Consider the following 20,150-nt stretch of genomic DNA (forward strand, 5'->3'; position numbering starts at 1 on the left):
TAGCCAACTAAGTAAAATAGAAAAAAGAGAAAAGAAAAAATGATTACTACAGCTAAAAAAGTAACTACATAATATCGGAGCTTTAAAAGAGTAACGAAACGAGCCCAATTCTCTTTCTTATGCACAAAGAGTTTGGCTCGTTTTATTGTTGATTTCTAAAAGTAGTAGATTCCCTGTTTCACATCCTATCTGAAGGGAGCTTCCTTTCCTGTATCATGCTCAAAAGATTGCGTATTGATCTTAAAGGTGCTTGCATCAATGTTATGTGCTTTAGGTAACGTTCTTAAATCTGGATGAACAAGCCATACTAATGAAATAAAAAACACACCAATTCCAGTAAAAGCAAATATTGTTGAACTACTCATTGTCGTAGCTAAATATCCACCTAACAAAGAACCAATTGGCATAGCTATCACGCTTATGCTGTACATGACAGAGTTGACTCTTCCTAAAACTTGGTTTGGTATGACTGCCTGATCAATCCCCGCAAATAATACGTTGACTGCTCCTATTGGTATCCAAGCAAGTCCAAATAGAACGGTAGATATGATTGGTGCTCCTATGAGCGCGGATAATGTCCATGATCCAGCGCCTAATGCGAAACAGACAATGGAGATGACGCCAACACGAAACTTTCCTAATACCGAACCTAAGAGAGCACCGATTAACGAACCAGCCGAAACAGCAGTTAATAAAAAACCATACATTTCTACACCACCAATATTGTTAGCGAAAGAGGGTAAAATAGCCATCGTAATGCCAATTGCAAAGTTCGCCACCACCGAACCAAGTAAAAATACCCAAAGTAAGGATCCAAAGACAATAGAGAAGCCCTCGGACAAATCCCTTTTATAGGAGACAAAAGGAGCTTCCTCTCTAACACCAGCTGCTAACTGTGCTTCCCTCTTTTTAGGAATCTTAAGGAAACTGAAGAGGATAGCGGCAATACCAAAGGTGATGGAATCTACAATGAAAAGACTGATAGCTCCAATGAGTGCAACAAGAATGCCCGCAAGAGCATTAAAAACTAAGTCAACGCCTTGATAGGCGAACGAAAATAGAGAGTTACCTTTAATTAAATCCGTTTTCTTTAGTATTAATGGAAGGGCTTTTGTTTGAGTAGGATATGCAAATTCCTCGATAATGGCAATACAAGGCATTAGGACTAACAAAAAGGGTACTGTGAGAAACTGAAGTGCATAAGCTACTGGAATTAATATCAAAAAAAGGCATTGAAGGAGTTGTGTAGAAACTAGTATTTTTTTAATATCCCATTTATCTACGAATGGACCTGTTAAAAACTGCAGCGCTTTTGGCGCTAAAACTAGAAAGCCTGCTAAACCAACATAAAAAGAACTTTGACTTAATTCGTAAACAAGCCACATTGTAGCGACATAATAAAGACTATCCCCAATATTCGTTACGATTCTACCTAAAAATAAAAATGAAAAATTTTTGTCCTTAAGTATGTCAATCATTAATAGAACCTCCTTATAGTTAAAAAAATTACTCAGTCAAATTTATTTGACTGTAAAGGCAAATAAAAAGGAGTGCTTACTCCTTCTCATCTTTAAAAATTTCATCATCAATCTCGAATGCCATCGTCGAAACAAAATACAGTTTTTGTTTCGAAGTTTTCTCTTTCTGTTCGTTTAACGATCTAAGCTCTTCCATAAGCGCAAAATATTTCTTTATCCAGGTTTTAAACTGCTCCTCTGTAGCACTAACCTGCCACATTGAACCTACATAATTCCACTCAGACGGTACCTCAGTAGCGTGATCCTGATTAAAAGCATGTTCAGGAGCAGATAAAATCACACTTTTGGTTTTTTCAGCCATTTGGAATAGTAGTTGCCTTGAAGATTCACTGATATCAGTCATGTGTGGGAGTAATTCCGCAGATGGTGTAAAACCACGTGCTACAGACTGATAAAATTTTTGAACAATCCCGTTTTTCTCTTCTCTTCGAATAACCTTTATGAGCTTATTTTTCTCAAGTTCTTTTAAGTGATAATGAATTTTGGAACGAGAAAGGTCAAAAACCTCTGATAATTGTTGCCCAGTATAAGGTTTTTCTAAGAGACGAATCATCATTTTAGCTCTCAGTGGATCGCTTAGGGCTTTTAATTGACTGTGATCGGTTAACGTCATCATGGGTAGCATATACTACAGTCTCCTTTATTTACTCCGTCAGTTTTATTTAACTGTATAGTAACATCTATGGAAGAGATTTACAATATACTCTTTTACATTTGAAAAGGGATATAGAAGGAAAGATTTATTGGGATTTTATGTTAAAATACAATTGTAGTCTTGATTGCTAAAAAAAGTAGTACAGAGCTGTAGAGGAGGGATTGTGTGGGTATGGGTGGAATGAGCATAGCGATGATTTCGCTAGTTCCAATCATTCTAGTAATAATTGCCCTTCTCCTTCTAAAGAGAAAAGGAAGATAAAGATTGGAATAGTTAAAGATAGATTTTAGTTGTCCTTTTTTAGATTTGGACGGTTTCGCTATAGTAAGGGGGAGAGATATGCGTCTTGAGGTTTCATAGATTTAGCGGTATATACTATTGTGTTAAGTATATTCTTTGGATTAATTGGTTCACTTATTGGAAGTAATAAACGTAAAACGATCCCACTGATAAATTTATTCATAAATAGTGTCAGTGCTTGTTTCTTTATTTATATCGTGGTGGAACAGTGGATGATTGATTCCCTCACTTCCTCAATTATCTCGGAGAAATTATGGAATAACTAATCTTTCCACAGGTGTTATCCGTACAGTATGTTATATTTTGGTATAATAAATATGAAAGAAAACAAATACATTCTATTATAAAAAGCAACTGAAGATGGGGGATTTTATGAACTTAATATCATTAATTGACGCTAAAAATAACTTAAAAAAAGAAGTATATAAAGAGTACAAAATAATAAACGGGGTTAATATTCGAGATTATGAAGTACAATGTATAGCTAGTTTGGTTAGGAATTTATATGAAAATACTAGCGGAAATTATGATTTAGTAAAATACTTAGATCAATTCTCAGTTGGTTATGAAATAAAGCAAATAGGAAAAGAATTTGATTTATTAAGACTAGGTGAAAATTATAATATTAATATTGAATTAAAGAGTGAGTTTACAAGTAGTGATAAAATTAAAAACCAACTTATAAAAAATGCTTATTATTTAAGTCCTTTGAAAAAAAAAGCCTACTTAATAACTTTTATTGAAGATGAGAATAGATTTGTATGTTTACATAACGATACCTTAATTGATATAGAGGTTAAGGAAGTTCTTAATTTAATATACGAGCAAAATGTTAATATAAGAGAAAATTTAGATGTTTATTTTGATCCTTCTTATTATTTAGTTTCACCTTTTAATTCAACAAACGAATTTATTAATGGAGAATATTTTTTAACAGCACAACAAGAAAATATAAAAAAAGAGTTGATGGAATCTTATATAAATAAGCCATATCGAGTCTCTATTAAGGGAGCACCTGGTACTGGAAAAACTCTTTTAATCTATGATATTGCTAAAGAACAAAGGTTACAAGGAAAAAAGGTACTGATTATACATTGCGGAATGTTAAACAGCGGACATAATAAATTAATTGATAAATTTAATTGGGCAATTTGTGGGATAAGAAATTTCCGTTCAAATATAAGTTCAGACTTGGACCTAGTTATCATTGATGAATCACAAAGAATTGATCTTACTAAATTTAATGCACTTCTAGAACTCACAGATAATATGAATATTACTTGCATCTTTTCTCACGATGGTGCCCAATGTCTTCATAGTAAAGAAATAAATCGTCAAATGGCGACGAAAATTATTGATTCTTGTGATGTGACATATAGTCTTAAAGAAAAAGTAAGAACTAACAAAGAAATGGCAACATTTATCAAACACTTATTTAATTTGAATACTGCTGAATCAAACAATAAATATAATTTTGAAGATATTGTCCATATGAGATATTTTGAAAACATGCAAACAGCAAAAGAATATTCAGTAGTATTAAGGAGAGATGGGTGGAAATTTATTAACTTTACAAATAGCCTACACAATATTGATCCATTCGATGATTCTATTATTCATGGGATAGAAGAGAACGCTCATAAAGTTGTAGGACAAGAGTTTGAAAAAGTAGGTGTTATAATTGATCAACATTTTTATTATGAAAATGGACGGTTAATGGGAACAAATCAGTCGTACTATCATTCTACCAAAATGCTATTTCAAATATTAACTAGAGCAAAAAAGAAACTATGTTTAATACTAGTTAATAATGAAGATATGTTAAGCAATGTACTGCTATTTTTAAATGATGGTAGTGGAAAACACTCAATCCCCTCCTGAGGCAAAGGGGGGATTGAGTATATTATTTAATTATATTACGTTAGCAAATTTGTCTCTTTAAATAAAATCATTCTCCGTTAATTGTCTAATGATTGAGTCTATTACTTTTTTGGTCTCTTCTTGTTCAATGACTAAACTTTGGTCTAGAAACAATTATTGTATCTTTCTTATTTTTCAACCCCCAATAACAATAGCCTGAGTATTGCTGAGAAGTAAAATAAGCAAAATCATTTATTATAAACTTTCGAGAGGAAAGATAGTAAGATGAATGAGTCTAAGTTAGGCGCACCTGCAGCTTTTAGGGGATATAGACTACAAACACTTTATATTATAAACAGGATATTAAATGCTAAAGATAAGTATAAATACTACCCGGAAAAAGATGAAGATTTAAGTATCCGCGACGAAGATGAAAGTCTATTAGAAGTTATTCAAATTAAAGCACATGCAAGTAGTGAATTGAAATTGTCTGATTTTAAAATTGGTAAGCAAGACAGCTTTTTTAGGAGGATTTCAAAATATAAAGAGTTTGAAAAAAACCCTAACATTAAAATTATAAGTTTTGATAAAGTCGGGCCTGAATTAATGGGTGCATTTATTAAAAAAAATAAAGATGATCAAGAAAAAATTAGAAAGAAATTAATTAAAGCAGGGTACACAATAGATGAAATAGGATATTTTTTTCAAACAATATCTATTGAAATAGTAGATGAAGGCGCTTTGAAAAGTCTGATATTTGAAAAAATAGAAGAGATATCTATGGCTTGTTCTATAGGTACTACTTTCGATATTTTAAACGCTTGGCTTTATCATTGCTCGGAATTTTCTATTGAAATAAAACTTAAGAACTTTATAGAAAAAATATATAGTATTGGGGATAATGCTAATGCTCAAATGCAATATAAACAACATTGGGGTAAAACAGTTTCAGCCTTAAACGGAAATAAAGAGTTGGTAAATAAAAATGCTTTTACTGAAGGATCGTTTACAGAATTTAATCATATTGAACAAAATTTAGATATTAAAAGAGAAAAATGGTTAAAACAAATTTATGAAGGACATTTAAAAGACCAGTTGGTAATTATGCATGGCGCTTCAGGACAAGGTAAAACAACATTGGCATATAGATATATGAAAGAATATTTTCCTGAAAATTTTCGTTTTGAATTAACAGCTAAAGGATTATCGTCAATTGAAACTACCTTGGAAGTAGCGCATGCAATAAAAAGCTTTGCAGCAAGAATACCTGAAGTACCAATAGGTCTTTATATTGATATTCCTCCAAGAGAGCTTAATTGGTTAGATATCTTGAGAGAATTAAAAGGTTTTAGTAACATATTTATTTTGGTAACAATCAGAGAAGAAGATTGGCAACGCTCAAGTGGAGACGTTTACGAACTTAGTTGGAAAGAAATAGAGTTATCTTTTTCGAAAGAAGAAGCAGAAAAGTATTATGAAGAATATGTTAATAAATTACCTCAACAAGAACATTTAAACTTTAAAGAAGCATGGAGTAGTTTTGGAGAAAAAGGGCCGCTATTAGAGTTCGCATATTATTTAAATCAAGGAATCAGATTAAAAGAGAAGTTGTCTATGCAAATTAAGAAATTAGAAGAAGAATGTGGCCGAACTCAAAATTATGAAAAATTAGAGTTATTAAAGGTAATTACTATTTCATCAGTATATAATAGCAGAGTAGATTTAAAGAAAATAAAAAAATGTCTAAATTTAAAAGATATTACTTCCTTAAAATATTTAGAAAATGAGTATTTTATAAAAATAGATGAAGAAGAAAATATATTAGAAGGATTACATTATGTTAGATCGTTAATAATAAGAGACATTGTTATTGATGATATATTTAATCCTTGGGTTGATTATGCCAAATATAGTTTAATTTCTATCGTAGAAGAGGATTACGAGGCTTTTCTAAAAAACGTTTATGTTGAAAATCGTAATGTAAAAGATATTTTAACTTTTATATCTAATAAAGAGAGGTTTTCACCAACTACATGGGTGGGGATAAATGGAGTATTATCCAGTCTACTTTGGTTAGGTACTAGGGATTATATAGAAGAGAATAAGACATTAATAGATGAGATTGGTGAAAAATTTGATTATGCAAGTATCAGTTTATTTATTTTAGATTTTGATATTTCTAATATAATGAAGGAACCTTCATATACAATGCTAAAGAACATTATCGATGAGAGTTCATTAAATAAAATAAAAAATTATAGAAAAAGACAAACTCCAAAAGTAAATACATTCAAATATATAAAGAAATGGTTAAGTGATATAAATAATGTAATCAATTATCCTCAAACCAAAAATGAATGGTTAGCATTAGGAAACTCTAGTTTATGGATAGGTAAATCAGAAGGTAATGGAGACCTAAGAACTTTTATCGAACAAATTAACTTGAATAAAATTCTTAAATTAGATTACAAAATTGAGGAGATAGCAAAGATAATCGCTGGAATTAATGAAATTATTCCTGATAAGATTAAAGAATTTTGTGAAAAAAACAAGGAAGTTCTTTTAAGAAAATTTCGACTACAATACAACATCCTCAAAGTAGAACAAACTTCTGAAAGTATTAAAATTTATAAAATGATAAATTTGTATAATGAAAAATCTGTAAGCGTACTGGTAACTAATGAGCTTTATATATTGAGAGAACTATTCCCTTATAAAAAATATTATTGCAGTCAAGGTGTTGGGCATAAATTTATAATGGATGAAGTACGGACGGATTTAGACGAAAGTTTCAAAAAGATTTCTATAGATAATCTTTTGTTAAATGAGTATAAAAAGTTAAATAGGGTAGCATTGGCTTTACTACGAAATCAATACAGAGTAGAGAATTGGAATGAATTTCTTAGTTGGCATGATGAGAATTTTGAAAAAATTACTCATCTCACTTTATCTTTAAAAGAACTATTAACTAATTATTTTAAGAAAAATAGTCTTAGAGCTTTTACTGTCTCTTTAAAAAAATATACAGATAGCATAAATGAGTTGGGAAAAATAAGTCAATTATTATTACCAAGTTTAATAATAGATAAATTTGGTGCTATAGATGAATATCTAATATTAAAGTCGCAAGATAGTACGATGGAAAAATTAGAAAAAACAAACTTATTAATTCCAACTATAGAGAAATATAAAAAGTTAACAAAGTCCTGGGAAGATTTCAGGGCAAATATGGAGAAGTTAGCTAAGGATATAGAATTAAATATTTCATACAACTATATTACTAAGAAAAAATATACTCAAAAATTTTCAAAAGAAAATTTAAAGAAAATTGAGGCTTCAAAAGTCGGTAACTGGTTGATCCTAATTAATATAAGAAGTGCTTTGGAGAACCTTTGTGTTTTCTCGAACGAGTATAATAAAGTTTTTAAGGGATGGTTTAAAGAGGGAATTGAAAATAAACTTGAACATCAAAAGAATTTAATAAAAGAACTGCAAACTATTCTATCTTATTATGCAGGGATAATTGAAAACCAAAGATCAAGCCATTATAACTTAGAGAGTGCACATAAAAGGGATCTGGATTTGTTTTTGAATAATCTAATAAAAGAAGTTAAAGGAATTAAAGAAATTAAGGAAATGAATTATATAGACGTACAACAAGATAAAATAGAAGAGAACGTATTAATAATTCATTTTGATATAAACAGAAGCATATTTACAATTTTTGAAGTAGTTGAACTAATAATTTTTAAACTTAAGGGGGTTATTAGTGACATCAATCAAAGAACTAATTTGTATCTGGATATTGATAAGATGATCAATAAAATTATTATTCTTCCCAGCTATAGAGAGAAGTATTTCTTTACTTTTAATTGGATTATTCCTTTCTATGCATTAAAACAAGAAACTGAAAATATTAATCAGGTTTATTTAATTCCTAAACCTCTTGATAAGCAGCAAAAGGATCACCTAAAAATCAACAAAGAAATAAATACGAAATTATTTGAAAAATACAGTGAGATATTATTGATTATGCAACATTTAAATGCGATTGTTAATGAATACTCAAGTACTGACAAACTTACTTTAAAAATTATAGATAAATATCTGAATAGAGAAAGCTATTTAGAGAATGTAAGCAAGAGTTTTTCAGAGTTGCTTCAAGAGCTTACCAATATTACAAATCTTCTTAGTGAAAAAAGTAAACTAGATTCGCACCTAGAAATAGAGCTTTTTGAAAAGGTGCGATTTATTAAGGATTATTTACTTGATCACTTTGATGGGTCTCTACAAATAAACGATGAGTCTTTAACTAATATACAAAGAATAAAAGAAGACATATTATTAATTAATTTAATTTCAGTTGAATTATTTATTTGAACGAAAAATTAAGTATACAGAAGTAAAAGAGGGAATGTAATATGTTAATTATAAGGGATAGAAATCAAAAATTCGGAACTAACTAAAAGATTTTTTTGATAAGGACTAAGGATTTCTAAATATAAATTAAGGGAAACTCAATTCGTTATTATTGTCTTTGTAGTATTTATGTAATTTAGTGAATTTTTATACAATAAGTGATTGTAGTTAAACTAAAAAAGTAATAATTATAAAGTTTTTATAAAGTACAATTTAAACCTTCTTTTGTACAAAAAAATAGTGTAAGCTTGATTTATCAAGCTTACACCTCTAAAGTTTTTTAAGAGTTCTTTTGTATTTTTACAAGATGAGCCTCGCTTCAACGGGCTTTCCCCCTCACAATTTGAGATGGAAACATAATGAAAACAACTGAATCATATAGTACAATAAGATGAAAAGGCATCGCATCGTTATGATGGGGTGCCTTTTCCTTCAAATTAGAAGAGGTGAGTACAATGAAGATACAGGGGAAAGTTGTCGCTTTACTTGTCGTGATTGCCCTCGTAATCGGTTCAGGTGGTACATACGCGGCTTTCACTTTATTACAGGACGAGCCTGAAGGGAGCACTCAATCTTTAACTCTTGGTTCTGGTAATGAAATAGAGACAGAAGAGCTAACGAAAATTAACAAAGCTTATGAATTAATCCAGGATCGCTATGTAAATGATATCGATCAAAAAGAGTTGTTAGATGGAGCTATTAAAGGAATGGTAGATACACTTGAAGATCCTTATTCAGTCTATATGGACCCTAAAACTGCTGAGCAATTTAGCCAATCCCTTGGTTCTTCCTTTGAGGGGATTGGGGCGGAAGTTAATATGACTGACGGAAGAGTAACGATTGTGTCACCTTATAAAGATTCACCTGCTGAGAAAGCAGGTCTTCGTCCGAATGATAAAATCATGACGATCGACGGTGAAAGCACAGAAGGACTTGATTTGTATGATGCTGTATTAAAGATTCGTGGGGAGAAAGGCACGGTTGTCACGCTCGGCGTTCAACGCCCGGGAGCTTCAGAGACAATGAAGGTAGAAGTGACTCGTGATGAGATTCCTATTGAAACGGTGCGTGCAAGTACGGTAGAAGAAAACGGAAAAACAATCGGTGTCTTGCAAATCACCTCATTCTCAGAGGATACAGCTAAAAGCTTCTCAGAAGAGTTGAAGAAATTAGAAAAACAGGGCATTGATGGTTTGGTACTTGACGTTCGTAATAATCCAGGAGGCCTGTTAAATGTTGTTTCGGATATGGCGGAAGAACTGATTCCTAATGACAAACCTTACGTTCAAATTGAAGATCGTGAAGGAGAGAAGCAGCGTTCTGTTTCTACTCTTGAAGAGAAAAAAGATTATCCTGTCGTAGGTCTTATTGATCGCGGGAGTGCTTCTGCTGCAGAAATTCTTGCCGGAGCGCTTAAAGAAGCAGGCGATTATGATTTGGTCGGTGAAACGTCATTTGGTAAAGGAACGGTTCAATCAACGCTAGACCTTGGAGATGGCAGTAATATTAAACTGACAATGTTTAAATGGTTAACACCAGATGGCAACTGGATTCATAAAGAAGGAATTGAGCCAACGGTTGAAGCGAAGCAGCCTGATTACTTCTACGTAAATCCATTATCTACTGAAAAGACGTTAGAATTTGATCAGAACAGCGAGCAGGTAGAGTCTGCGCAAATCATGCTCAAAGGCCTTGGTTTTGAACCGGGACGCAAAGACGGATATTTTAGTGATAAAACAGTTACAGCAGTAAAAGCTTTCCAACGTTCGAATGATATAAATATTACTGGGAAAATAGATGAAAAAACGGCGCAGAAACTTCAGGAAAAAATTATTGATTCCATTCGTAATCCTGATAACGATGTGCAGCTTAAGACAGCGGTCGAGCTACTTGCTAAATAATTCCAAGAAGGAAATGAACTGTTGATGTCGAAGCTATTCCGCAGGAAATCCTGCGGAATTTTTTTCGACCATGATATGCACATTGAACAAATAGAAGACATTTTTAAAATGAGGTAAACTAGAATGGTTGTCTCATGATTATTTGGCAATGTTAGGGTATTTTCGATAATTCTCTCATGACAAAAATGAGCAGAACATTCATATAACATAGCCAGACATTTAGTAACTGCTAAGAAGCATGGAGGAATATAAAATGGACACTATTGGCCTTTCAATACTTAAGGGAATTATTAGTTTTTTCCTTCATCCCCTCACGTATATTACGATTATTGGAGCATTTATGCTCGGTCTTTCACGAGTAAAACGTGATAGAAGAGATTTTCACACAAGAGTACATGATGTTTTGGACGATGTTCCATTTGCTATCATACCTGGATTATTGATGGGAGCCGCTTTTCTGATACTTAATCTTTTGCTTGGTTTAACGATTCCTTTCAGTACCACCGTAGCAATGAGTCTCGGAGCATTTTTGCTTTTAGTAACAGGACAAATTCGTTTTTTATCACCTGCTTTTGTGTTCATCTTACCTACACTAACAACGTTTTTTTATACTCCAATCGATTTCGGTAACGATACTCTCAATACGATGCAAGAGGGGATCGGGAATGCATCGCCGATTGCGCTCGCTATTTTAGTTGGCTTTCTAGTATTTATGGAAGGGTTATTCATTACGATGAATGCTGGGAAACAGACGTCACCAAGACTCGTAGAAAGTAAACGTGGAAAGTTAGTGGGGGCCCATGAAGTCCAAAGACTATGGCTTTTACCACTATTCCTCTTCCTTCCAGTCGGTCAGGTTGAATCATTTACATGGTGGCCTCTTCTTGATTTTGGTGCTGGCACCTATGCCTTTATCTTATTGCCGTTTCCTATTGGCTTTCGAAAGCTTATACACCATGCATTACCCTTTCCAGAAATGAAGAGTAATGGGAGGCAGGTTGCACTTCTCGGGGGAGCAACGGTCTTAATTGGTCTAGTGAGTTACCTTTCGAGTAATAGATGGATTGCATTAGTTGCGATCATCCTAGTGATTCTTGGACGAGCTGGTATTTTACTTCTTCATCGAGGTAAAAATAAGCCTGCCTATTTTAATGAACGAAATAATGGACTTGTTATTCTTGGAATTCTCCCCGGTTCACCTGCAGATCAAATGAACTTACAAGTTGGCGAAGTCATATCTAAGGTGAATGGGATACCTTTAGGAAAAGGTGTAGAATTTTATACGGCTCTGCAACGTAATGCCGCTTTTTGTAAAATGGAAGTGCTTGATGTTAATGGAGAAGTTAGGTTTGAGCAAAAAGCGCTTTATAATAATACTCATCATGAGCTTGGTTTGCTATTTGTAAAAGAAAATCGTTTTGAGGAGCAAGAGGAAGCACAATAATAAACGAATTAATAGAAGAAGGCTGAGGCTTTCTTCTATTTTGTTGTGCTATTTTAATTAAATAGTAAAAGTCATGTTTCTCTTTATTACTTATAAATATAAACCTAAATAAAATTGTACTTGTTTCTATGCCATTTAGTTATAGATTCTATTCGAGAAATATATGGAAGTGAGAAAAGCGTTTCTCCTCCTGCATGATTGCGTTTACAGTGATTTTCACTGTCTTGTATGTTAGCAATACGCTTGCTACACTTTGATCATTCTTAACGTAAAGGAGCATGTCGCAATGACTGGAGAAAAGCAGTTGCAGCAACAATTAATGGATCTTAATGAAAGAGAAATAAAGTTGCTTCAAAAGTTTGAAATAGAGCGTGAAACAATTATGAATCAAATGCACGGTAGCGCGTCTGTTGTTACAAGAGCTCCAATTTCCGAAATCGTAGAAATCCTTGAACGTTCTCAAGTGGCAATGGGGCCGCTTTACCTGACAGATCTACTAGAGAAGCATTATAGAATCACGATTTCTAAGTCATCCCTCTTTAATATTCTTGAAATGCTTGCTGAGTCAAAAGAATATCCTATTACTCGGATTAGTGAAAAAGGATTTAAATATAGTAAATAAGCTATAAAGAGTTGAATTTCGTCATTTGTTTCTAACAACACAGATTTACTCGATTAGGGTATGAGTCTAGAAAATAATTTACTAGCAGAGCCATTAAGAAAGAAAAGGTGATTAGAATGGACAATGTATTCGAAGATACAAATATGAAGTCTACCAATGAGTCCAGAACGGCTAAAGCAACCGTAGTCAATCCGACTCACACAAATATTCATGGAACATTATTTGGAGGTCAACTGATGGCCTTTATTGATGACGTTGCTCTTATTTCAGCAACTCGTCATTCAAGAAGACCCTGTGTAACAGCTTCAACCGATTCAGTAGATTTTCTTCATCCGATTAACCAAGGAGACATTGTTTGTCTTGAATCCATGGTGACGTGGACTCATAAGACATCAATGGAGGTTTTCGTTAAAGCAATTGCAGAGAAAATGTTCACTGGTGAACGTCACGTATGTGCGACTGCGCTTTTAACATTTGTAGCCCTTGATGAAGAAGGAAATCCAGTTGAAGTACCAGGTGTTTACCCTGAAACAGAAGAGGAGAAATTCTTGAATGAAACAGCTGTTGAACGAAAAGAGATTCGTAAAGGTCGCAAAGGTGAAAGTAGAAAGCTAGCTCGTGAATTTGGAACACCAAAGCCTTGGGATGCAGCTCAGTTTACTACATTGTAAAGTTGTTTCTTATTCTATGTGACAAGGTTACGAATATCCAATGATGAGTTTTCTTTTATGATCATAGCATTCTCTCCCTAACTTGTTGTAAGATGGGGGGAGAAGTTGTGATTAGAGAGGGGAACTTACCAGTATGCAAGGAATATTAATTGCTTTATTCGTTCCGGCAATTATCATGGTCGTGTTTACGCGAGTTACATATAATACTTACGTTAGTTTCGGGTTAACGATTTTATTTATGTGGGCTGTGTTTGGTGGAATCGATCATCCGATACATTTGATTGTCTTAACGGTTTTGTCAGCGCTTGTTGGATTTTACTTTTCAATGAAAACACAAAAACAAAATAAGAAGAAAATGAAGTAGCGCCTATTTTAAAAAGAATAGGCGCTTCTTTTTCGTCCAATACTGGTAAATGAAGAGACACATTAAGCAAATGATATAGAGAAATAGAATGAGTAGGCCTGAAATTGATTGATGGAATAGCTGTAATAGAATACTAACTAATGTAAAAAAGTAAAGGATACCAAGGAGATTCTTTATTGTGGTTTCAGTGAAAGAATCTGTCATTCCAGCCCCAATTCTAGCTCCAATGACTGCTCCACTCACTAAGAGAATGGCGAGGGTGGTCGGAATGGTAACCGTTTGAATATATGAGAAAAAACCGGTCAATACAATGAAGAAGATCGAAGTTAAAGATGTACCTACTGCAAGGCGTGGCGGGAGACGTAGTACATGAATTAAAAGTGGTACCATGACAAAACCGCCCCCCACTCCAAGAGTAGAAGAAATAAATCCGCCTAGTAAGCCGATTAAAATTGTTCGAAGAGGGGAAACAGAAATAGAAGAATTTTCTTCATCTATAGTTTGTCCTTTGGAAAGCATGGATATGGAAAAGTATGCAAGAAGAACGATATATAAAGTTGAGATAACAGGACCATCGATTTTGCTCTCTTCCATATATAAGACAAGTGGTTGAGCAAGCTGTGTGCCGACCATGCCACTAATCGATAGAAAAAGAGTCACTTTCCATAGAATTCTTCTACTTTGAATATACTTCAAAGCTCCAGAAATCGAAGTACTCATGCTATAAAGAAGGCTAATGGTGATTGCTGTTGCAGGTGAATAACCAAGTAACAAAAGGATAGGTGTGAGGAGAAATCCCCCGCCTACGCCAAAAAATCCTGAGACAGCACCGATCGAGAGGCCAAGTGGTAAAGCCCATAAAAGCAGCAATGTTAAAACTCCTTTGTAGTAATACTTAGTAATCCCTTTAAGTGCGTGAATTCTGCTACACTGTGAATCAATCTTTAACAGCATACAACAGTTTTGAATGAAGAGAAAGATAACCTTGAAAATGCAATGCGAATATCAGTTCGCTTTAATTGAAGTTTAGACCATATTCTGTGATATAATAAGTGACATGGATGATAGGAACGGAGGCGAAGATGGTGGAAAAAAAGTTCGAGTTGGTATCTGATTATAATCCTCAAGGCGACCAGCCTGAAGCCATTAAGAAACTTGTACAAGGTGTTCATAATAATGAACGCCACCAAACGTTGCTCGGCGCAACAGGGACTGGTAAAACGTTCACAATGTCTAACGTGATACAAGAGGTGAATAAACCGACCCTCATTATTGCGCACAATAAAACGCTTGCTGGTCAATTATATAGTGAATTTAAGGAGTACTTTCCGCATAATGCTGTGGAATATTTTGTAAGCTATTATGATTATTATCAACCAGAAGCGTACATACCTCAATCAGATACATTCATCGAAAAAGATGCAAGTATTAATGACGAAATAGATAAACTACGACATTCTGCTACATCCAGTTTGTTTGAGCGTAATGACGTCATTATTGTAGCAAGTGTTTCTTGTATTTATGGTCTCGGTAATCCAGAAGAATACAGAAGCCTAGTACTTTCGCTTCGAAAAGGTATGGAAAAAGATCGTGATCAACTGTTGCGCAATATGGTTGATATTCAATATTCGCGAAATGATATTAATTTCACACGTGGTACGTTCCGGGTTAGAGGAGACGTTGTGGAAATTTTCCCTGCCTCACGAGATGAACACTGTATTCGCGTCGAATTTTTTGGAGATGAAATTGACCGTATTACTGAAGTAAATTCACTAACAGGTGAAATTCTTGGAGAAAGAGAGCACGTGGCTATATTCCCAGCTTCCCACTTCGTTACCCGTGAAGAAAAGTTGAAAATCGCGATACAGCGAATTGAAGCTGAGCTTGAAGAGAGACTGAAGGTTTTAAATGAAGAAGGAAAGCTTCTTGAAGCTCAACGTCTTGAACAGCGAACGAGATACGATATTGAAATGATGGCTGAAATGGGCTTTTGTTCAGGAATTGAAAACTATTCCAGGCATTTGACACTGAGAGAAGCAGGTGCAACGCCATATACGTTAATGGACTACTTTCCAGATGATTTCTTAATTATGGTTGATGAATCTCACGTTACGCTTCCCCAAGTAAGAGGAATGTACAATGGAGATCAGGCAAGAAAAGGTGTGCTAGTGGATCATGGCTTCCGCTTGCCATCAGCAAAAGACAATCGCCCACTTCGCTTTGAAGAATTTGAAGAGAAGGCTCATCAATTTGTTTATGTATCTGCAACGCCAGGGCCATATGAAGAAGAACATTCAACCAAAGTTGTCGAACAAATTATCCGTCCAACCGGTCTGCTTGATCCGACGATTGAAATTCGTCCTATCGAAGGTCAAATTGATGACTTATTAGATGAAATTAATCAGCGATCTGCACGTAATGAGCGAGTGCTGGTGACGACACTTACGAAAAAGATGTCAGAGGATTTAACGGATTATTTACTTGAAATGGGGGTAAAGGTACGTTACCTTCACTCTGAAATAAAGACGCTCGAGCGTATTGAAATTATTCGTGATCTCAGATTAGGTGTATTTGACGTTCTTGTAGGAATTAACCTCTTAAGGGAAGGTCTCGATATTCCGGAAGTATCCCTTGTGACAATTTTGGATGCAGATAAGGAAGGGTTCTTACGATCTGAACGTTCTTTAATTCAAACAATCGGACGTGCTGCTCGAAATTCAGGTGGCCATGTTATCTTGTATGCTGATAAAATCACCAATTCAATGGAAGTGGCAATGAATGAAACGAGTCGTAGAAGAGAAATTCAACAAAAATACAACGCAAAATACGGCATTACTCCGACAACGATTCAAAAGAAAGTGCGTGAAGGTATAAGAGCAACGGTTGCAGCTGAAGATGGTGAAGAATACAAGATTCCTAAGCAAGGTAAGATGACGAAGCAAGAGCGTGCTAAAGTGATTGAAAATGTGGAAACTGAAATGAAGGAAGCTGCACGAGAACTGAATTTCGAACGTGCTGCAGAACTTCGTGACCTACTATTAGAGCTTAAAGCGGAAGGATGACGAACAGATGGCAAACGATGAAATCGTCGTCAAAGGGGCAAGAGCCCATAATTTAAAAAATATAGATGTATCGATCCCAAGAGATAAGCTTGTTGTTGTAACAGGCTTGTCAGGATCAGGAAAATCATCTCTAGCATTTGATACGATTTATGCAGAAGGACAGAGACGGTATGTTGAATCGTTATCAGCATATGCAAGACAATTTCTTGGACAAATGGATAAGCCGGATGTAGATGCTATTGAAGGTCTGTCTCCCGCCATTTCCATTGATCAAAAGACAACGAGTCGTAACCCTCGTTCAACAGTCGGAACGGTAACCGAGATTTATGACTACCTCCGTCTTCTATTTGCAAGAATTGGTCGCCCTGTCTGTCCACGTCATGGCGTAGAAATTACGTCACAGACGATCGAACAAATGGTTGATCGGATACTGACTTATGAAGAGCGAACAAAGCTCCAAATTTTATCCCCAGTCGTTTCAGGTCGTAAAGGCGAACATGTAAAAGTACTAGAAGATATTAAGAAGCAAGGCTATGTTCGCGTACGAGTAGATGGTGAGATGATGGAAGTTGCAGATGAGATCTCGCTTGAAAAAAACAAGAAACATTCCATTGAAGTTGTGATTGATCGTATTGTTGTGAAAGAAGGCGTTCAATCAAGATTAGCAGATTCCCTTGAAACCGCCCTTAATCTTGGTGGTGGCCAGGTGATTGTAGATGTTATGGGGCAGGAAGAGCTTCTCTTCAATCAGCATCATTCCTGTCCGTACTGTGGTTTTTCCATCGGGGAATTGGAGCCGAGATTATTTTCGTTTAACAGTCCTTTTGGTGCTTGTCCTTCTTGTGATGGCTTAGGACTGAAACTTGAAGTGGATCTTGACCTAGTCATACCGGATTGGGACAAATCCCTTCGAGAACATGCCATTGCACCTTGGGAGCCGGTAAGTTCCAATTACTACCCACAGCTACTTCAAAGTGTTTGTAATCATTTTGGAATTGATATGGATACCCCAGTAAACAAAATTCCTAGAGCACAGCTCGATAAAGTGCTTTATGGTAGCGATGGGGAAAAGATTTACTTCCGTTATGAAAATGATTTTGGGCAGGTTCGTGAAAATAACGTTCCTTTTGAAGGGGTTATTCCAAACGTTGAACGACGCTATCGTGAAACTAGTTCAGATTATATCCGTGAGCAAATGGAAGCCTATATGGCACAAAAACCTTGTCCAACTTGTAAAGGTTATCGATTAAAGAAAGAAGCGCGCTCTGTCTTAATTAATGGAAAACATATTGGCGAAGCAACGGAATATGCGATTAAAGATGCTGCTGGCTTTTTTGATCAGTTGGATTTAACTGCAAAAGAAGCTACAATCGGAAAAATGATTTTACGAGAAATCCAGGATCGACTTGGCTTCCTTGTTAATGTTGGTTTAGATTATTTAACGCTTAACCGATCAGCTGGCACATTATCCGGCGGTGAAGCGCAGCGGATTAGGCTTGCAACACAGGTTGGGTCAAGATTAATGGGTGTACTTTATATTTTGGATGAACCGTCTATCGGATTACATCAGCGTGATAACGATCGTTTGATATCAACGCTTCAGAATATGCGGGATCTTGGGAATACACTTATTGTTGTAGAACATGATGAAGATACGATGTTAGCGGCAGATCATATTATTGATATAGGACCTGGTGCGGGAGCCCATGGTGGATACATTACCTCAGAAGGCTCGCCTGCTGAAATAATGGATGACGAGGATTCCTTAACTGGAGAATATTTATCAGGCAAGAAATTTATCCCTGTTCCGACTGAGCGTCGAAAACCAGACGGTCGATATATTGAAATAGTAGGGGCAAAAGAAAATAATCTAAAAAACACGAAGGCGAAGATTCCAATTGGATTATTCACCTGTGTAACGGGTGTATCTGGGTCTGGTAAAAGTACACTTATTAATGAAATTTTATATAAAGCACTTGCTCAGAAACTCCATAAAGCAAAGGATAAACCAGGTGAGCATAAGAAGATAAATGGACTCGAGAATGTGGATAAAGTCATTGATATCGATCAGTCTCCAATTGGCCGTACGCCACGTTCAAATCCTGCAACGTATACAGGAGTTTTTGATGACATTCGTGATGTTTTTGCACAAACAAATGAAGCAAAAGTTCGCGGGTATAAGAAGGGACGATTCAGCTTTAACGTCAAAGGTGGACGTTGTGAAGCCTGTCGTGGCGATGGGATTATTAAAATTGAAATGCACTTCTTGCCAGACGTTTATGTCCCGTGTGAAGTATGTCATGGCAAACGCTATAATCGTGAAACGCTTGAAATTGAATACAAGGGCATGAATATTGCTGATATTCTTGAGATGACGGTAGAAGATGGTCTAGATTTCTTTAAAAACATTCCAAAGATTAATCGTAAGCTACAAACGCTTTATGATGTCGGGTTAAGCTATATTAAATTAGGTCAGCCAGCAACAACCGTATCCGGTGGTGAAGCGCAACGTGTGAAGCTAGCTTCACAACTATACAAACGTTCAACGGGGAAAACCCTATATATTCTTGATGAACCGACTACGGGATTACATGTAGACGATATTTCAAGGTTACTGGAAGTTTTACAGAGACTTGTTGAAAACGGTGATTCTGTCCTCATTATTGAGCATAATCTAGATGTTATTAAAACCGCTGATTACCTCATTGATCTCGGACCTGAAGGAGGCGACGGTGGTGGTGAAATCATTGCAACTGGCACACCAGAAAAAATTGTAAAAGAAGAGCGTTCTTATACGGGAAGTTACCTTGCCCCAATTCTAGAGCGTGATAAGAACCGGATGAAGAAAAGGTTAGAACAAACACAGTCAGTATAATTGGAAAAGACAGCGATCGCTGTCTTTTCGTTTTTCTTTTTCATTTTTGAAACTTTCTTTTTGACGAATCGTATAGATAGTTAGAGAATATTGAAAGGGGAAGCAATTATGTCTGTTGAGAAAGTGATGTCCTCCCTTTGTTATTTTAGCGTTTTTTTCGCACCGTTTCTTTTCCCAATCATCGTTTATTTTGTGGTGAAGGATGAAGAAGTTTCTTACCATGCGAAGCGCTCGATTTTTTCTCATCTCCTTCCATTTCTCACTATCCTTCTTGCGTTGGTGGCTGTTTTTATGATGGATATAGGAGTTGTGATCATTTTAGGTTTTCTATTGTTTAGTTTACTTAATGTCATTGTGTTTGTTTGGAACATTGTCAAAGGTATTCAGGTTCTCCGCTGGTAATCGTACATGGGTTCACACGAATTTAAAAAAGGAGATG

Annotated in this window: 13 protein-coding genes; 10 read left to right on the top strand and 3 right to left on the bottom strand. The window is 35.1% G+C overall.

The features are described 5' to 3' along the window. Positions 1 to 185 precede the first annotated feature (185 nt). Together Q4550_RS18430 and Q4550_RS18435 are read right to left on the bottom strand one after the other, a co-directional pair. A complete protein-coding gene (locus Q4550_RS18430) occupies positions 186 to 1,475 on the bottom strand; it encodes an MFS transporter (protein WP_303535306.1) in 1,290 nt (429 codons plus the stop codon). Positions 1,476 to 1,554: 79 nt separating this feature from the next. Beyond that, complete coding sequence (locus tag Q4550_RS18435) at positions 1,555 to 2,163, bottom strand: ArsR/SmtB family transcription factor (protein WP_303535158.1); 609 nt, start codon at positions 2,161 to 2,163, stop codon at positions 1,555 to 1,557. Positions 2,164 to 2,865: 702 nt separating this feature from the next. On the opposite strand from Q4550_RS18435, the gene Q4550_RS18440 reads away from it, so the two are divergent. The 7 genes from Q4550_RS18440 (at position 2,866) to Q4550_RS18470 (ending at position 13,774) form a co-directional block, all read left to right on the top strand. Next, on the top strand, positions 2,866 to 4,374 hold the full coding sequence (locus Q4550_RS18440; RefSeq protein WP_303535159.1) for an ATP-binding protein: 1,509 nt from the start codon (positions 2,866 to 2,868) through the stop codon (positions 4,372 to 4,374). Positions 4,375 to 4,638: 264 nt separating this feature from the next. After that, complete coding sequence (locus Q4550_RS18445; protein WP_303535160.1) at positions 4,639 to 8,733, top strand: hypothetical protein; 4,095 nt, start codon at positions 4,639 to 4,641, stop codon at positions 8,731 to 8,733. Between the two features lie 500 nt (positions 8,734 to 9,233). Continuing rightward, entirely contained in the window at positions 9,234 to 10,673 is a 1,440-nt protein-coding gene (locus Q4550_RS18450; RefSeq protein ID WP_483298571.1) for a S41 family peptidase, read from the top strand. A 253-nt stretch (positions 10,674 to 10,926) separates the two neighbouring features. Then, complete coding sequence (locus Q4550_RS18455; protein WP_303535162.1) at positions 10,927 to 12,117, top strand: PDZ domain-containing protein; 1,191 nt, start codon at positions 10,927 to 10,929, stop codon at positions 12,115 to 12,117. Positions 12,118 to 12,403: 286 nt separating this feature from the next. Then, positions 12,404 to 12,739: a hypothetical protein gene (locus Q4550_RS18460; RefSeq protein WP_303535163.1), complete on the top strand. Its 336-nt coding sequence runs from the start codon at positions 12,404 to 12,406 to the stop codon at positions 12,737 to 12,739. A gap of 143 nt (positions 12,740 to 12,882) precedes the next feature. Then, complete coding sequence (locus tag Q4550_RS18465; protein WP_194219583.1) at positions 12,883 to 13,410, top strand: acyl-CoA thioesterase; 528 nt, start codon at positions 12,883 to 12,885, stop codon at positions 13,408 to 13,410. Between the two features lie 133 nt (positions 13,411 to 13,543). Beyond that, positions 13,544 to 13,774, top strand: coding sequence for a DUF2198 family protein (locus Q4550_RS18470; RefSeq protein ID WP_194218757.1), 231 nt, complete (start codon positions 13,544 to 13,546; stop codon positions 13,772 to 13,774). 3 nt (positions 13,775 to 13,777) lie between these two features. Here Q4550_RS18470 and Q4550_RS18475 read toward each other — a convergent pair whose 3' ends face one another. Further along, on the bottom strand, positions 13,778 to 14,644 hold the full coding sequence (locus Q4550_RS18475; RefSeq protein ID WP_303535164.1) for a sulfite exporter TauE/SafE family protein: 867 nt from the start codon (positions 14,642 to 14,644) through the stop codon (positions 13,778 to 13,780). 215 nt (positions 14,645 to 14,859) lie between these two features. Here Q4550_RS18475 and uvrB point away from each other — a divergent pair, with 215 nt between their 5' ends. The 3 genes from uvrB (at position 14,860) to Q4550_RS18490 (ending at position 20,113) form a co-directional block, all read left to right on the top strand. Further along, positions 14,860 to 16,836, top strand: coding sequence for an excinuclease ABC subunit UvrB (gene uvrB / locus Q4550_RS18480; protein WP_303535165.1), 1,977 nt, complete (start codon positions 14,860 to 14,862; stop codon positions 16,834 to 16,836). A gap of 7 nt (positions 16,837 to 16,843) precedes the next feature. Next, positions 16,844 to 19,711: an excinuclease ABC subunit UvrA gene (uvrA, locus tag Q4550_RS18485; RefSeq protein WP_303535166.1), complete on the top strand. Its 2,868-nt coding sequence runs from the start codon at positions 16,844 to 16,846 to the stop codon at positions 19,709 to 19,711. A 108-nt stretch (positions 19,712 to 19,819) separates the two neighbouring features. Further along, positions 19,820 to 20,113, top strand: coding sequence for a magnetosome magnetite crystal formation protein family (locus Q4550_RS18490; RefSeq protein WP_303535167.1), 294 nt, complete (start codon positions 19,820 to 19,822; stop codon positions 20,111 to 20,113). The last annotated feature ends 37 nt before the right edge of the window (positions 20,114 to 20,150 follow it).

It is taken from the genome of Anaerobacillus sp. 1_MG-2023, assembly GCF_030547345.1.
GTDB lineage: Bacteria > Bacillota > Bacilli > Bacillales > Guptibacillaceae > Guptibacillus > Guptibacillus hwajinpoensis_B.

What these genes read in the sequence shown, in the direction of transcription:
- Q4550_RS18435 (WP_303535158.1), bottom strand. Translation starts at nt 2,163, where the DNA reads ATGCTACCCATGATGACGTTAACCGATCACAGTCAATTAAAAGCCCTA.
- Q4550_RS18440 (WP_303535159.1), top strand. Translation starts at nt 2,866, where the DNA reads ATGAACTTAATATCATTAATTGACGCTAAAAATAACTTAAAAAAAGAA.
- Q4550_RS18445 (WP_303535160.1), top strand. Translation starts at nt 4,639, where the DNA reads ATGAATGAGTCTAAGTTAGGCGCACCTGCAGCTTTTAGGGGATATAGA.
- Q4550_RS18455 (WP_303535162.1), top strand. Translation starts at nt 10,927, where the DNA reads ATGGACACTATTGGCCTTTCAATACTTAAGGGAATTATTAGTTTTTTC.
- Q4550_RS18460 (WP_303535163.1), top strand. Translation starts at nt 12,404, where the DNA reads ATGACTGGAGAAAAGCAGTTGCAGCAACAATTAATGGATCTTAATGAA.
- Q4550_RS18465 (WP_194219583.1), top strand. Translation starts at nt 12,883, where the DNA reads ATGAAGTCTACCAATGAGTCCAGAACGGCTAAAGCAACCGTAGTCAAT.
- Q4550_RS18470 (WP_194218757.1), top strand. Translation starts at nt 13,544, where the DNA reads ATGCAAGGAATATTAATTGCTTTATTCGTTCCGGCAATTATCATGGTC.
- uvrA (WP_303535166.1), top strand. Translation starts at nt 16,844, where the DNA reads ATGGCAAACGATGAAATCGTCGTCAAAGGGGCAAGAGCCCATAATTTA.
- Q4550_RS18490 (WP_303535167.1), top strand. Translation starts at nt 19,820, where the DNA reads ATGTCTGTTGAGAAAGTGATGTCCTCCCTTTGTTATTTTAGCGTTTTT.